Source organism: Pseudomonas sp. NY15437, assembly GCF_048068435.1.
Taxonomy (GTDB): Bacteria; Pseudomonadota; Gammaproteobacteria; order Pseudomonadales; family Pseudomonadaceae; genus Pseudomonas; species Pseudomonas nitroreducens_B.
This window is the reverse complement of sequence record NZ_JBLUQC010000009.1, coordinates 260,372-275,103: the sequence shown is the minus strand read 5'-3', so window position 1 is coordinate 275,103 and position 14,732 is coordinate 260,372. Positions and strand designations below refer to the sequence as shown.

General features: G+C 67.9%; 13 protein-coding genes. 2 read left to right on the top strand and 11 right to left on the bottom strand.

The genetic code is table 11. The features are described 5' to 3' along the window. Window positions 1–383: 383 nt before the first annotated feature. The 3 genes from catA to ACNFIA_RS21110 are packed head-to-tail and all read right to left on the bottom strand — an operon-like array spanning window position 384 to window position 2,813. Window positions 384–1,316, bottom strand: coding sequence for a catechol 1,2-dioxygenase (catA, locus tag ACNFIA_RS21120; protein WP_416788372.1), 933 nt, complete (start codon window positions 1,314–1,316; stop codon window positions 384–386). Window positions 1,317–1,358: 42 nt separating this feature from the next. Further along, window positions 1,359–1,649, bottom strand: a complete 291-nt coding sequence (gene catC / locus ACNFIA_RS21115) for a muconolactone Delta-isomerase (RefSeq protein WP_089390365.1) — start codon at window positions 1,647–1,649, stop codon at window positions 1,359–1,361. 42 nt (window positions 1,650–1,691) lie between these two features. Next, window positions 1,692–2,813: a muconate cycloisomerase family protein gene (locus ACNFIA_RS21110; RefSeq protein ID WP_416788368.1), complete on the bottom strand. Its 1,122-nt coding sequence runs from the start codon at window positions 2,811–2,813 to the stop codon at window positions 1,692–1,694. 148 nt (window positions 2,814–2,961) lie between these two features. Here ACNFIA_RS21110 and ACNFIA_RS21105 point away from each other — a divergent pair, with 148 nt between their 5' ends. Further along, window positions 2,962–3,834: a LysR family transcriptional regulator gene (locus ACNFIA_RS21105; RefSeq protein ID WP_416788365.1), complete on the top strand. Its 873-nt coding sequence runs from the start codon at window positions 2,962–2,964 to the stop codon at window positions 3,832–3,834. Between the two features lie 18 nt (window positions 3,835–3,852). On the opposite strand, the gene ACNFIA_RS21100 is transcribed toward ACNFIA_RS21105, so the two are convergent. The 5 genes from ACNFIA_RS21100 to ACNFIA_RS21080 form a co-directional block, all read right to left on the bottom strand. After that, window positions 3,853–4,626, bottom strand: a complete 774-nt coding sequence (locus tag ACNFIA_RS21100) for a 1,6-dihydroxycyclohexa-2,4-diene-1-carboxylate dehydrogenase (RefSeq protein WP_416788362.1) — start codon at window positions 4,624–4,626, stop codon at window positions 3,853–3,855. A gap of 133 nt (window positions 4,627–4,759) precedes the next feature. Continuing rightward, window positions 4,760–5,773, bottom strand: coding sequence for a benzoate 1,2-dioxygenase electron transfer component BenC (gene benC, locus ACNFIA_RS21095; protein ID WP_416788360.1), 1,014 nt, complete (start codon window positions 5,771–5,773; stop codon window positions 4,760–4,762). 77 nt (window positions 5,774–5,850) lie between these two features. Next, entirely contained in the window at window positions 5,851–6,336 is a 486-nt protein-coding gene (gene benB, locus ACNFIA_RS21090; protein WP_416788358.1) for a benzoate 1,2-dioxygenase small subunit, read from the bottom strand. After that, the gene (gene benA, locus ACNFIA_RS21085) at window positions 6,336–7,703 is read right to left on the bottom strand and encodes a benzoate 1,2-dioxygenase large subunit (protein ID WP_416788356.1); all 1,368 of its coding nucleotides are present in this window, start codon (window positions 7,701–7,703) and stop codon (window positions 6,336–6,338) included. The genes benB and benA overlap by 1 nt, the downstream gene beginning before the upstream one ends. A gap of 150 nt (window positions 7,704–7,853) precedes the next feature. Continuing rightward, window positions 7,854–8,297: a cupin domain-containing protein gene (locus tag ACNFIA_RS21080; RefSeq protein WP_416788354.1), complete on the bottom strand. Its 444-nt coding sequence runs from the start codon at window positions 8,295–8,297 to the stop codon at window positions 7,854–7,856. 291 nt (window positions 8,298–8,588) lie between these two features. Between ACNFIA_RS21080 and ACNFIA_RS21075 the strand changes: the two genes are divergently transcribed. Further along, window positions 8,589–8,723: a hypothetical protein gene (locus tag ACNFIA_RS21075; RefSeq protein WP_416788351.1), complete on the top strand. Its 135-nt coding sequence runs from the start codon at window positions 8,589–8,591 to the stop codon at window positions 8,721–8,723. A gap of 59 nt (window positions 8,724–8,782) precedes the next feature. Here the strand turns inward: ACNFIA_RS21075 and ACNFIA_RS21070 are convergent, their stop codons facing one another. The 3 genes from ACNFIA_RS21070 to ACNFIA_RS21060 all read right to left on the bottom strand — a co-directional run bounded on the left by ACNFIA_RS21070 (window position 8,783) and on the right by ACNFIA_RS21060 (window position 14,724). Continuing rightward, the gene (locus ACNFIA_RS21070; RefSeq protein WP_259754281.1) at window positions 8,783–9,736 is read right to left on the bottom strand and encodes an AraC family transcriptional regulator; all 954 of its coding nucleotides are present in this window, start codon (window positions 9,734–9,736) and stop codon (window positions 8,783–8,785) included. A 221-nt stretch (window positions 9,737–9,957) separates the two neighbouring features. After that, on the bottom strand, window positions 9,958–10,371 hold the full coding sequence (locus tag ACNFIA_RS21065; RefSeq protein ID WP_416788348.1) for a type IV pilin protein: 414 nt from the start codon (window positions 10,369–10,371) through the stop codon (window positions 9,958–9,960). 12 nt (window positions 10,372–10,383) lie between these two features. Continuing rightward, window positions 10,384–14,724: a pilus assembly protein gene (locus ACNFIA_RS21060; protein WP_416788346.1), complete on the bottom strand. Its 4,341-nt coding sequence runs from the start codon at window positions 14,722–14,724 to the stop codon at window positions 10,384–10,386. Window positions 14,725–14,732 lie beyond the last annotated feature (8 nt).

The following is a 14,732-nucleotide window of genomic DNA, read 5'->3' as shown; positions in this document are numbered from 1 at the left end:
TCCGCGGATCGCGAGCGTGGCTCGCTCCTACAGGGGGCACAGCGTTGACCTGTAGGAGCTGGCCATGCCTGCGACAGCCCGGGCGCTGGAGCATCGCGGACGGAGTCCGCTCCTACGCCTGGGCTGACATCGGCGTTCGGTGGCGCGCGCGGACGTTGTCCGCGGATCGCGAGCATGGCTCGCTCCTACAGTGAGCGCGGGATTGCCCTGTAGGAGCTGGCCATGCCTGCGACAGCCCGGGCACCGAAGCACCGGGGCGGCGTCCGTTGTGGGCTTTTCGTAGGACCGAGGGGGACGCCCAGTCCTTGCTCGCGAACCCGCCCAGCACCCGAGCGGCCGGGGAACTCGGTTCGCGAGCGTGGCTCGCTCCTACAGCTCCGGCATCAGGCCTGCTGCAACGCGCGCGGGCGGCTGCTGCGGTCTTCGGCATCGGCGGAGGCGGCCCGCTGCAGTTGGAAATCGAATTCGATCTCGGCAAAGCGCCCTTCCACGCCGCGCGCCTGGGCGGCGGCCGCGTCCTCGATGAAACGCACCTCGCCGATCAGCCCGTCGCGGGTGGCGTAGGCGAAGTCGTCCCACAGGTATTGGTCACCGGCCAGGTTGATCTGCGTGGTCAGGTGGCGATGTCCCGGCGCGGAGATGAAGAAGTGGATGTGCGCCGGGCGCTGACCGTGGCGGCCGAGCTGGTTCAGCAGTTCCTGGGTTGGGCCGTCCGGCGGGCAGCCGTAGCCGCTGGGCACGATGCTGCGCGCCTTGTAGCGGCCCTCGGCGTCGGTGACGATGCGGCGGCGCAGGTTGAACTCGGACTGGGTGCTGTCGAAGTAGGAGTACGTGCCCTGGGTGTTGGCGTGCCACAGGTCGACCACCGCGCCGGCCAGCGGCTTGCCCTCCGGGTCGAACACGCGGCCGGAGAGGAACATCACGGTGCCCGGGTCCTTGCCGTCGTCCATCCGTGCTTCGCCTTCGGACAGCGGTGCGCCGGCCACGTACAGCGGGCCTTCGATGGTACGCGGGGTGCCGCCGCCGATACCGGCCGCCGCGTCCTGGGCGTCCAGCAGCAGGTCGAGGTAGTGCTCGATGCCCAGGCCCGCGACCACCAGCCCGGCCTCCTGGCGGGCGCCCAGGCGATTGAGATAGTCCACCGCCTTCCAGAACTCGTCGGGGGTGACGTTCATGTCTTCGATCAGTCTGGCGGTGTCCTGCAGGATGCGCAGGACGAGGTTCTTCACGCGCGGGTTGCCCGCATCGTTCAGGGCGCCGCTGGCTTCTTCGAAGAACTTCTGGATGTCGGCAGTCTGGGAAATCTTCACGGTCATGGTGCGATCCTCAAGTCTTGTTCTTGTCGAGTCGTACGAAAATCAGCGGTCGTCGGCATGGATCGAGGACGGATGGCGGCAAAGCCCGTCGACCTCGATATCCATGTAGGGGAACAGCGGCAGCTGCATCAGGGTGTCGTGCAGTTCCTCGACGCTGGCGAGGTCGAACACGCTGTAGTTGGCGTAGTGCCCGGCGATGCGCCACAGGTGGCGCCACTTGCCCTCGCGCTGCAGGCGCTGGGCCAGTTCCTTCTCGTCGGCCTTGAGCTGGGCGGCCCTGGCCGGGTCCATGTCGACGGGCAATTTCACGGTCATCTTCACGTGGAACAGCATCGGGTGTTCTCCTCTATCGGGCAGTCGGGAAAGGCTTTCGAATCAAGTGCGGCGGAAGCGCGCCAGGCGCTCCTCGTCGAGCGTCAGGCCCAGGCCGGGCGTGCGCGGCACCTGCAGCTGGAAGTCGCGGTAGACCGGCGCGTGGGTGACGATTTCCTCGGTGAGCAGCAGCGGGCCGAACAGTTCGGTGGCCCAGGTCAGCTTCTCCAGGGTGAGGAAGGCGTGGGCCGAGGCCAGGGTGCCGACCGCGCCTTCGAGCATGGTCCCGCCGTACAGCGCGATGCCGGCGGCTTCGGCGATCTGCGCAGTGCGCAGCACGGCGCGCGGGCCGCCGTTCTTGGCGATCTTCAAGGCGAAGATGCTGGCCGCGCCGTCAGCGGCGAGGCTGAAGGCGTCGGCCACGCTCTCGATGGATTCGTCAGCCATAATCGGCGCCGGGCTGCGCTGGTTCAGGCGCACCTGGCCGCTGCGGTTGATCCGCGAGATGGGCTGTTCGATGAGGTCGATGCCGTTCTCGCCGAGCACCTGGCAGCCGCGGATAGCCTGGGATTCGTCCCAGCCCTGGTTGACGTCCACGCGCACGCTGGCGCGCTCGCCAAGGGCCTGCTTGATCGCCACCACGTGCTTGAGGTCCTGCTCCAGCGGGTTGGCGCCGATCTTCAGCTTGAAGATGCGGTGGCGGCGAATGTCGAGCATCTGCTCGGCTTCGGCAATGTCGCGGGCGGTGTCGCCGGAGGCCAGGGTCCAGGCCACCTCCAGGCTGTCGCGCACGCGGCCGCCGAGCAGCTCGCTGACCGGCAGGCCGAGGCGCTTGCCCTGGGCGTCCAGCAGTGCGCTCTCGATGCCGGAGCGGGCGAAGGTGTTGCCCTTGATCGCCTTGTCCAGGCGCTGCATGCAGGCGTTGATGTTGCTGGCGTCCTCGCCCTTGAGCAGCGGCGCGAAGTGCGCGTCGAGGTTGGCCTTGATGCTTTCCGGGCTCTCGTTGCCGTAGGCCAGGCCGCCGATGGTGGTGGCTTCGCCGATGCCCTCGACGCCGTCGGAGCAGCGCAGGCGGATGATCACCAGCGTCTGCTGCTGCATGGTGTGCATGGCCAGCTTGTGCGGGCGGATGGTCGGCAGGTCGACGATGATCGACTCGAGGCGTTCGATGACGGGGCTACTCATGGACGGCGTTCCGGTCTGGGATTTCTGAAGAGGCCGGGTCGCGCTGTGGCGATACCCGGCAGGTCGTTTCACGGTGGACGAAGGATTGCGCCGGGGCTAGCGGGCAGTCCAATATCGATGCCGTCTTGTTGCATACCCTGGAGGTATCATGGAGCTGCGACACCTGCGCTACTTCCGCGAAGTGGCCGGCACCCTCAACTTCACCCGCGCCGCCGAGCGCCTGCACATCGCCCAGCCGCCGCTGAGCCGGCAGATCCAGCAGCTCGAGGAACTGCTCGGCGTGCCCCTGCTGGAGCGTGGGCGACCGCTGCGCCTGACCGACGCCGGGCGCTACTTCCACGAGCAGACCGGCACCCTGCTGGCGCAACTGGAAAGCATCTGCCAAAGCACCCGGCGCATCGGCCTGGGCGAACGCCAGTGGTTCGGCATCGGCTTCGCGCCCTCGACGCTGTACGACGGGCTGCCCGAGCTGATCCGCGAGCTGCGCGGTGACGCCGGACTGGAGCTGGGCTTGCAGGAAATGACCACGGTGCAGCAGGTCGAGGCGCTCAAGAGTGGGCGCATCGATATCGGCTTCGGGCGCATCCGCATCGACGATCCGGCCATTACCCAGCAGGTATTGCGCGAGGAGCCGATGGTCGCCGTGCTGCCCGCCGGGCACCGCCTGCTCGGCGCGCCGTTGAGCCTGGAACAGCTGGCCGGCGAGGACTTCGTGCTCTACCCCGCCAACCCGCGCCCCAGCTACGCCGACCATGTGCTGGCGCTGTTCGCCAACCACGGCCTGGGCATCCGCGTGGCGCAGTGGACCAACGAGCTGCAGACCGCCATCGGCCTGGTCGCCGCCGGCCTGGGCGTGGCGCTGGTGCCGGCGTCGGTGCAACAGCAGCACCGCGCCGACATCGGCTACGCCACGCTGACCGACGCCGAGGCGGTCTCGCCGATCATCCTCAGCCAGCGCCGTGGCGACGTCAGCGCGCCGCTGCAACGCTGCCTGCAGCTGATCGGCGCGAAGCTGCCGTAGACGCATCATCGCGGCGCCTCAGCCCAGATCACCGCCACCCACCGGCAGGGTCACGCCGGTGATGTAGCTGGCTTCGTCGGAAGCGAGGAAGAGGATCGCGCCGACCTGCTCGTCGAGGGTCCCGTAGCGTTTCATCAGGCTGCTGCCCACGGTCTGGTCGACGATCTGCTGGTACCAGCGCTGCTCCTCTTCGCTCTGCTGCGCCGCGTTGCGCGGGATGCGCCGCGGCGGCGCCTCGGTACCGCCCGGCGCGGTGGCATTGACCCGCACACCGCGCTCGGCTGTCTCGAAGGCCAGGCAGGCGGTCAGCGCATTCACCCCGCCCTTCGCGGCGCCGTAGGGCACGCGGTTCACCCCTCGGGTGGCGATGGACGACACGTTGACGATGGCGCCCGCGCCCTGCTCCAGCATCGGCACCAGCGCCGCGCGGCAGCACCACAGGGTGGGGAACAGCGAGCGGCGCACTTCCGCTTCTATCTCCTCTTCGGCGTAGTGCTCGAAGGGCTTGGCCCAGATGGTGCCGCCGACGTTGTTGACCAGGATGTCGAGGCGGCCGAAGCGCGCGAGCGCCTGGGCGACCATATCCTGGCAGTCGGCGAAGCGCTCCAGGTCGGCGGTCAGCGTCAGCACGTCGCCACGCTGGCCGAGGGCGTCCTGCAGCTCGTGGACGATCTCGGAGCGGTCCACGGCGATGACCGTCGCGCCCTCTTCCACCAGCCGCTCGGCGACGCGCCGGCCGATGCCCTGGGCGGCGCCGGTGACGAGGGCGGTTTTGTTGGTGAATCTATTCATGGTGACCTCATCGCATCAGGTGGCCACCCCTGTAGGAGCGAGCTTGCTCGCGAACCAAGCCCCGCTGTGAAGCTGTTCGCGAGCAAGCTCGCTCCTACAAGGATCCGTCACGCCTGAGTTGTGGTTGTCGAATTCAGGCCGCACTCGCCGCGAACTTCTCGTAGTAGAAATTCGCCGGGGTGATGCCCTGTTCGCGGATGTACTGGCTCACCGCCTCGACCATCGGCGGCGGGCCGCAGAGGTAGATGTCCACCTCGCCGTCGTTCAGGTGCGCCGGTGTGATGTGCTGGGTGACGTAGCCCTTGCGCGGGTGGGTGCTCTGCGGGCTGGCCACGCAGGCGCTCCAGGTGAAGGTGGGGATGCGCGCGGCGAAGGCCTCCAGGCGGTCCAGCTCCACCAGGTCGACGTCGTGGGTGACGCCGTAAATCAGGTGCAGCGGATGTTCGCTGCCGCGCTCGGCGATCTGTTCGAGCATCGCGGTGAAGGGCGCAAGACCGGTGCCGCCGGCCAGCAGCAACAGCGGCCGCCTGATCTCGCGCAGGTAGAAGCTGCCCAGCGGGCCGGCCAGGGTCATGGGGTCACCGGCCTTGGCAAGCCCGGTGAGGAAGCTGCTCATCAGCCCGCCCGGCACGTTGCGGATCAGGAAGCTGACCTCGCCGTCCTTCTGCAACGAGCTGAAGGAGTAGGCGCGGCTCTGTTCGCTGCCCGGCACCCGCAGGTTGACGTATTGCCCCGGGAGGAAGGCCAGCGTGCTCAGCGACTCGCCACGAATGGACAGCGAAATCGTGCTGTCGGACAGCTGGCGCACCGCACTGATGCTCGCCTCGAAGCTGGCCTGGGCGGTCTTGCAGACCTGCGAGGAAGCCGGCACGCGCACCACGCAGTCGCTCTGCGCACGCATCTGGCAGGTGAGCACGTAGCCCTGCTGGGCTTCCTCCTCGCTCAGCGCGTCCTCGATGTAGTCCTGGCCCAGGTCGTAGCGGCCGGCCTCGGCGAAGCACTTGCAGGTGCCGCAGGCGCCGTCGCGGCAGTCCAGCGGGATGTTGATGCCCTGGCGGTAGGCCGCGTCGGCCACGGTTTCGCTGGGGCTGGCGTCGATGAAGCGGGTAACGCCGTCTTCGAAGTTGAGGGCGATCTTGTGGTTCATGGCATGCACCTCGGCGCCACGCAGGCGGCGTCGCGCGCGGCGATTCCACGCGCGCTGCGGCCGTCCTGCCGGCGAAGTCAGATGTGGTAGATGTCGATGACTTGCCGTACGTAGTCGTTCTTCAACACGACCTTCTTCGCCAACACCCGCGGTTGCTCGCCGCGTAAATCGAGGGTGTAGAAACTGGTGCCGAAGTAGCTGTCGACGGTCTTGTAGCGGAAGCTCAGGGTGTGCCAGTTGAAGCGCACCTGGCACTGCCCGTCGGCCTCGCCGAGCACCTCGATGTTGCTGAGGTTGTGGGAGGTGCGGGTGTCCGGCAGGGTCGCGCTGGAACGCTCGGTCTTGATGCGGAATACACGGTCTTCCAGGCCGCCGCGGTTGCCGTACCAGATCAGCGAGATTTCCCGCTGCGGGTCCTCGGTGAGCTGGTCGCGGTCATCCCAGGCGGGCATCCAGAAGGTGGCGTCGGCGGCGTACAGCTCCAGCCAGGCGTCCCAGTCCTTGTCGTCGAGGTAGCGGGCTTCGCGGTAGAGGAAGTCGCGCACGGTCTCGTAGCGGCTCATCACACGCCCTCCTCTTTCAGCGCGATGCGCTTGGCCTGCTCGGCGGCCAGTGCGTCGATCATGGTCTGCTGCCAGTACTGGTGCTGCAGCACGAACAGGCCTTCGTCCTCGGTGCGTACGCCGGACAGCGCCGGGGCAAGATCGATCTCCCGCGCGGCGGCATCGGCGCCTTCGACCCAGTGCTGCGCCCCGCGCGACAGGTCGTTCCAGCCGCCGGCGCTGCCCTGGTAGGCCTGCTGGCAGGAACGGAACTCCTCCAGGTCGTCCGGCGTGGCCATGCCGCTGACGTTGAAGAAGTCCTCGTACTGGCGGATGCGCTGGGCGCGCGCCGCGCTGCTCTCGCCCTTGGGGGCGATGCAGTAGATGGTGATCTCGGTGCGGTTGACGTCGATGGGCCGGGCGATGCGGATCTGCGAGCTGAACTGGTCCATCAGGTAGACGTTGGGGTACAGGCACAGGTTGCGCGAATTCTCGATCATCCAGTCGGCACGGGCCTGGCCATGGTCGCGGACCAGTTCGTCGCGGCGCTCGAAGGCCGGGCGCGCCTCGGGGTTGGCCCAGCGGGTCCAGAGCAGCAGGTGGCCATGGTCGAAGGAGTAGAAACCGCCGCCCTGCTTGGCCCAGCCGCCGGCGCTCATGGTCTTCACCTCGCCGCCTGCTTCGCGCTGCTGCCGCTGGTTCTGGGTGGCGGCGTAGTTCCAGTGCACGGAGCTCACGTGGTAGCCGTCGGCGCCGTTCTCGGCGGTGAGCTTCCAGTTGCCTTCGTAGATGTAGCTGCTCGATCCGCGCAGCACTTCCAGGCCTTCGGGGGACTGGTCGACGATCATGTCGATGATCTTCGCCGACTCGCCCAGGTGCTCCACCAGCGGCCTGACCTCGGCCTTCAGGCTGCCGAAGAGGAAGCCGCGGTAGGACTCGAAGCGCGCGACCTTCGTCAGGTCGTGGGAGCCTTCGCAGTTGAAGCCTTGCGGGTAGCCCGCCTCGGCCGGGTTCTTGACCTTGAGCAGCTTGCCGGAGTTGTTGAAGGTCCAGCCGTGGAACGGGCAGGTGTAGCTCGCGCGGTTGCCGGACTTGTGCCGGCAGAGCATGGCGCCCTTGTGGCTGCAGGCGTTGAGGAAGGCGTTGAGCTGGCCTTCCTTGTTGCGCGCGATGAAGATCGACTGGCGACCGATCATCGTGGTGAGGAAGTCGTTCTTCTCGGGGATCTGGCTTTCATGGGCGAGGTAGACCCAGTTGCCCTCGAAGATGTGGGTCATCTCCAGGTCGAACAGGCGCGGGTCGGTGAACATCTCCCGCCGGCAGCGGTAGACGCCCTTCTCGGGGTCTTCCTCAAGCAGCGAACGCAAGTACTCGATACCCAGGGACATGGCCGGGGCCTCCGTTGTTATTGTTCAGGCAGGCTCAGGTTAGGGCTGGGGTCGCAGGGGCAATATCCGCTGTGTGCAGAGTGCTATCCGTTTTCTGCACGGTTGCCGTGAAGCCGGGATGGGGCCCGCGCGGGTGGGCCGGCCGGGCGTTCAGAGGCGGAAGATGACACCGTATTCGCCGGCCACGGCGACGGTCTTCGGCACGTCCAGCGGGCCGGGCGGGAGTTCGCGATCCAGCGCGCGGAACATCTCGATGGCCTGGCTCTGGCTGCCGGTGATCTCCAGCATCTCGCCGCCGCCGGGGCCGAAGTGGAAGCCATGCAGGGTGCCGGCGGGAATATGGATCAGCGTGCCGGGATGGCAGGCGGCGGTGCGCTCGGCGACGGTGAAGACGACCTCGCCGTGCAGCACATAGAAGGACTCGTCCCAGTCATGGGTATGCGGCGGCGGCCCGGCGCCCTCCTCGCCCGTCTGGAAGGTGATTCGCTGCGCTGCCGAATCGGTGTCGGCCACCAGCACGTTGATGCGGATGCCGACCACATTGAGCGCCGGGCTGCGCTCGCCCGGCGTGAGGATGAACGGGGTGGGATGCATGGACGCGACCTCCCGGGGACGGCGCAGGAATTGCGCACGCCTCTTCCCAGTACAGCCCCATCCGCGCAAGCGAAGCGGGGAATCGGAGGAACGGCAGGGTCTGCCTTGCAGGACCGGGCCACGCCCGCGATTCGTGGCCGCACGGCGCCTGCCGATCAATGCTGGAATGGGCGGATGCGTAGGAGCGGACTTTGTCCGCGATATTCCGGCACGCCGGCACCAGGAGCGTCTGCGTGCAAGCCAAGGAGTTCACCTTGCAGGCCCCATTGCGCCGCGGTGGATTTCGCGGGCATGGCCCGCTTCTACAGCGCAACGCCGGCGTTTGAGTATGCCCCGGCTTACACCGGACGCCTCGGCGCCAGCGCGGTGGCTTTCGCGGACAAGTTCCGCTCCTACGCGAGCCAGGACGTCGATGTCGGTCTGTAGGAGCGGGCCATGCGCGCGATCGCGGGCATGGCCCGCTCCTACACGGGCGCGGGCGGCGGTCAGCCGCGGCGCCTGAGCGTCTCCGAGGGCAGTTCGCCGAACTGTTGCCGGTAGCCTTCGGCGAAGCGCCCCAGGTGCAGGAAGCCATAGTCCAGCGCCAACTCGGTGACGCTGCGCACCGGGCACGCCGGATCGCTCAGGCAGGCGCGGATGCGCTCCAGCTTGAGCCGGCGGATGTACTGGCGCGGTGTGGTGCCGGCGTGGCGCTCGAACAGCGCATAGAGCGAACGCAGGCTCATGGACGCCTGGCGCGCCAGGGCCTCGATGTCGATGTCCTCGCGCAGGTGCCCCTCGATGTACGCCTCGATGCGCTCGAAGGACGCACTGGCGCCTGCGATGGGCTCGCGGCTGACGTTGGTCTTGAGCAGGGTCAGCAGCTTGCTGGCGACGATCTGCTGGTAGTGCTCGTCCACCCGCGCCAGGCGCTCGCTGGCCTCGGACTCCTGGCAGATCATCGACAGCAGGTTGACGAAGCCTTCCAGCTCGCCCAGCCGGTAGCGATTCTCGGTGAAGCGCACGCCGGCGCGCGGGTGCCGCCAGCGCTGGTCGGCGCAGATGGCTTCGAGCAGGGTCACCGGAATCTTCAGGATGAACTTCTCGCAGTCGTCCGAGTAGGTGAGGTCCACCGGGTCGTCCGGGTTGATCAGCAGCAGCTCGCCCGGCGCCAGGGCGTGCTCCTGGCGCTGGCTGCGCCACAGGCAGTGGCCGCTGAGGAGGATCTGCAGGTGGAAGATGCTCTCCAGTGCCGGCGAGGTGACGCGCACTGCGCCGCCATAGCTGATGCGGCACAGGTCCAGGCTGGCGAAGCGCCGGTGGTTGAGGCTGGCCTGCGGCTGGCCATGGGCTGGCAGGCGCAGGTCGTGGCTGCCGACATGCTGGTTGACGTAGCCGGACACCGCATAGGGGTCGGCACGCTCGAACACACGGCTGCGCTCGCTCAGCAGGCTTTGCATACAGGCACTCACTCTTGTGGATGGCCGCGCTCTTCGTCGTGGCTCGTGGCCCAGTCTATGCCGCGGCCCGGAGCACGGGCCGTGGCGGAGATGGACGGTCGCGCGGGCATTTTCAGGCGCAAGGCAGGCCCGCGAATGCGCTACACCCTAGAGGCACGACCTGACCTGCGCCATTGGACCTGTGGCGCAGTGTTCGCCAATCGCACGCTTTCGGCACCGGCTCACTGCCAGCAGGTGGTGCCGGTCCCCGTGCCGGTGTTGCTGCGGGTGCCGGCCTGGTCGATGCTCAGGCTCAGGCACTGGCCGTCCTTGGCCTGGGCGCCCTGGGCGGTGGCGGTGAGCGTGTAGCTGGTGTCGGTGACGTTGGAGATCGCCAGGCTGTAGTACTGCAGCGCGTTGACCTGGCCGGTCATGTTCAGCGCCGCCGCCGTGCTGGCGTAGGCGTTGTTCTGCGAGTAGTAGCGTTCCTGCCGGGCGGCGGCCTCGCTGAGCAGCGCCTGGGCTTCTACCCGATGGCTGCGCAGCACGTAGCGCTGGTAGCTGGGAAAGGCGATGCCGGCGAGGATCGCCACGATCACCACCGCGATCATCAGTTCGATCAGGGTGAAGCCCCGCTCGCGCCGCTGTTGCTTCATGTGCTGTTCCTGTCAGTTGGCTGGCTGGATCTGCCAGGTGCGCCGGCCGCTGACGGCGCCGGTGTTGGTGTGGATGGCATCGGGCAGCACGCTGGTGCCACCCCCTTCGGCACCGGTGTAGGTGTAGCCACCGGAGACAGTGATATCGCCACCGCCGGTGATGAATCCCGAGAGCGCATCGAAGGTGCCGTCGTTGTTCAGGTCGAAGACGTTGTAGAGCGTCAGCCCGCCGCTTTCGGGATCGATGGCGTAGCGGGTGCCGGAGAGGCCGGCGGCGCAGGTGCCGGTCTGCGGCGTCGAGCTGCTGAAGATGAGGCTGGCGCCATAGAGCGTCATGTCGTAGATCTGCCGCTCGCCGGCCACCGGGAAGTCGAAGTACCAGCCCCACCTGTTGACGTTGGCATCGGCGGTGTTGCCGGAGCTGTCGTACCAGGCCACCGCGTTGTTGCTCAGGGTGTAGGTCGACGTGCCGTTGAAGGTGCCCGCCGTGAGCGTCTGCGCCTGCAGGTTGCTGCGCGTGCGCGCGGCGGTCAGCGAGGCGCTGGTGGCCTCGCCGGCGACCTTGCGGTCCCAGATGCCATAGAGGCTCTGGGGCGCGGTGGAGGTTTTGTCGGACGTGAGCAGGTAGCGCCCCGTGCCGAAGGCGACGATGTAGCCGGTGCCGCTGGGATGGTCGACCAGGGACGGCGCGCTGGTGATCGGCTGGCGCGTGCCGCTGGCGTTGCGCGCGACGTACAGCGGGTTGCCGCCGAAGGACACGGCGTAGCGCGCCTCGGCGGCGGCGCTGTTGAGCGGGTCGCTCAGGCTGGTGTCGATGAGGTCGAAGCGCCAGAGGTTGCCCAGCAGGTCGCCGCCATAGGCATAGTCGGCGATGCCGTCACTGTTGGCGTCGGCGACGAACAGGCGCGACAGGCCATTGTTCAGCGCGTCCAGCGAGGCGGTTTCGGCGGCGGAGAGGCTCGGGGTGGCGGTGATCTTGCGCAGCAGCGCGCCGGTCTGGATGTCGATGATCAGCAGTGCGGCGCTGCTGCTGCCGATGTCGTAGCCGTTGGGCACCAGCGCCACCCACTTGCCGTTGTGCAGGCGGGCGATGGACGGCCGCGCCGCCGTGTAGCCGAGGCTGCTGTCGTTGTCGCTGGTGAACTCCCAGAGCAACCTGGGCGCGGTGGGGTCGGTGACGTCGAGGGCGAACACCTCGCGGCCGCCGGCGCCGAGGCTGCCCACCAGCACCTTGTGCCAGGCCGAGCCGTAGTAGACGTCGGAGACCACCGGCGTGCCGTCGACGAAGTAGCGGTGCTCGGTGCCCTGCTGCTTGCCGTAGTCCGGCGCGGTGAGGGCATTGAGGTTGGGGATGACGGCGCTGGGGATGAAGGCGAACAGCTCGGCGCCGGTGGCGGCGTTGAAGGCGTGCAGCATGCCGTCGTTGGCGCCGACGTAGACCACCGAGGGTTTTGCCGCCAGCGCCGTGGCATACGCCGCGTAGGTCGTGCTGCCCTCCAGGGCATCGGCGCGCGAGGCCAGGTAGTCGGAGCCGCTGACCAGCACCGGCGCCGAATTGATCATGTCGCCCAGCAGCGTGGTGCGGGTGCGGAAGCTGTTGTTCTCGCCGCGCAGGAAGCCGACCCGCGCCTGCCCCTGGCTGTCCACCACGCCGGCGACGGTGCGGTTGAGCTGGGTCTGCTGGGCCGCCGTCAGGTTGTTCCAGTTGAATGCGCTGAGCGCGCCGTTCCTGGCGAAGAGGATGTTGCGCGTGCTGGGCGTGCCCAGTTGCGCCGACGCGCGCCACAGCGTGGTGGTGGTCGTGGTGATCGCGCCGCTGCTGGTGGTGGTCAGGGTCTTCTGCTTCTTCACCAGATCGCCGGTCCAGTCGCCGGTGACGAAGGTGGGGACGTAGGTGTAGCTGCCGCTGTCCAGCGACTGCGAGTCCACCGCCACCGCGGCGACCGAGGTGTTGAGCTGGAGGATGTCGTCGAAGGCGGACTTGAGCTGGGAGGCGAGCTTGCCGGGGTTGCTGACCAGGAAGTAGTTGTCCGGGACGCCGTCGCCGTCGCGGTCCCAGTTGACCAGGTCGGTCTTGCCGTACTTGGCGGCGTACCACAACGGGTCCTGCAGGTTGGTCACGGCCGTGGTGGCCGAGGGCGTGAAGGTGCGCGTGTGATAGGCCAGGCGGCCGCCGCTGAGCGCCCCGCTGCTGCCGTTGAGGCCGGGCAGCAGGGCGCAGGTGACGCCGCTTGCCGAGCAGTCGCCGGGGAACCGGCCATCGGGCGTGTCGAGCTTGTTGCGCACGGACCCGCTGCCACCGCCGGTGACCTCCAGGTACACGCCATCCCGGGTGGTGCCAGCCATGGTGTAGCCCATGTGGGATTCGTCGCCGGCCACCGAATACTCGGTCCGGCTGGTGACGTCCACGCTGCCGTCGCTCTTCGCCGTCACGGTGTAGAGCACGATGGCGTCCATGTCGTAGTCGCGGCCCTGGGCAGAGTCGTCGTAGACCACGCGGAAGGTGATGGCGGTGAGGTTGCCGGCGCTGTCGCGGGTGAGCGTGTCGATGTAGAAGCCGGTGATCTGGCTGACCACGTTCTGGCTGACGTTCATGCTGAACGGCACCAGGCGCAGCGTGCCCTTGCTGGTCTTGATGCGGATGTTGGGCAGCGTCGAGGACTGGGCGATGGAGAAGCTCTGCACCCGGTTCGAGCCGGCGGTGGTCAGGGCGTTCTGGCTACCGAAGAAGGACACCGCGGAGGTGGCGTAGCTGCCCTGGCGCGTGGGTTCCTCGGCCAGCCCGCGAATGCTGGCGAAGCTGCTGGCGGTCTTGGCGGTGGGCGCCGAATCGTTGCTGGCGCCAGACTGGCCGACGTTCACCGACGCGCTGCCGCCCACCTCGCGGCTCCACAAAGTGGCGCCGATGCTGGCGAAGTCGAAGCCGATGTCGGTAGTCGGGCGGCTGTCGGTGCCCAGGGTGCTGCCCGGTACATCCGAGTCGTAGCTGGGGTTGACGTCGCTCATCAGCGTCATGAACGGCCGGGTGCAGGACGGATAGGTACTGTAGGGATTGGCCCAGGTGCTCAGGCTGGAAAGGCCGAGGGCGGTGTCGGCGGCACCGGCGGCATAGGCCGCGGTGGGCGCCTTGCCGGCGTAATAGCGCAGGGTCTCGTAGGCCATTTCGCCCAGCGGGTTGCCCCAGTCCACGCACTTGCCGTTGACCAGCGGGTTGAGGTTGTACCCGGTGGAGTCGGTGCAGCCGGCGGAAAACACCAGGCGGTCCAGGTTGGCGACGATGCCGCTGTTGTTCACGTAGCAGCGGCCGTTGAGGCAGCCGCTGCCACTGGTGGCATCGGTGAGGAAGCGCCCGGTGGTGCTGCTGTATTCGTTGCTGAAGGACGCCGCGGCCTTGCGCACCACGCCGCCGCGCAGGTTGTTGGCATAGGTGCCGGTGACCAGGCCGAAGTACATCTTGTCGGCGGCGCCGTAGTCGTGCAGCACGCCCGTGGGCTTGTAGAGGCTGCCGTACTGGGCGCAGTTGCTTTCCAGCAGGCCGGCCACGCAGACCTGCACGCGCACGTTGAGGTCGTAGGCCGGGGCGATGGTGGCGTCGCTGTTGGTGGTGCTGGTGAGGGTATTGGTGCCCTGGGCCGACTCCCGCGAGACCCAGCCCCAGATGCGGTAGGTGCCCAGGGTCTGCTGGGTGCTGGTGATGATGCGCAGACGGGGCACCGCGGCGCTGTTGTAGGCGCCCAGGGTGCCGCTGCCGATGGAGGTGTTGGCGAAGAGCACGTACTTGCCGTTGGTGGGCGCGCTGATCGGCGTGTAGTCGGCCAGGTTATAGCCGTCGCGCGCGACGCTCAGGTACTCCTTGCCCCAGCTGTGCGCGTCGTTGGGAATGAAGGCGCGCTCGAGCACCGTGGCCAGGCCGCTGTCGGTGGAGCGGTAGCCGCCGTAGAGCACCTTGCGCAGCACGTCCAGGCGCGACATGGTCAGGTAGTTCAGGTAGTCGCCGCTCCAGCGCCCGGCCGCGCTGGTGCAGCGCTTGGTGCTGGTGGTGCTGGACGGCGCGAAGGTGCCGCTCAGCGCGTCATAGACATAGCACTTGTAGGAGTCGAAGTAGCCGGTGTAGTCGATGCTCGGCTCGTAGTAGGTATCCAGCTCGCCGTCACCGTCGATGTCCGAGGCATCGTTGTAGGCCGGGAAGTACAGCTTCTGGTCGCGGCCGACCACCAGCATGTTCATCGGCGGGGCGATGTTGCTGACCAGCAGCGGCGTCTGCGCCAGTGAGGCGCCAAAGGCCTCGGCGCTCGCCAGGCAGGCGAGCAGCAGCAGGAGCGTCGCGCGCAGCAGGCTCAGGGGATGGGCCATGTCGTCGG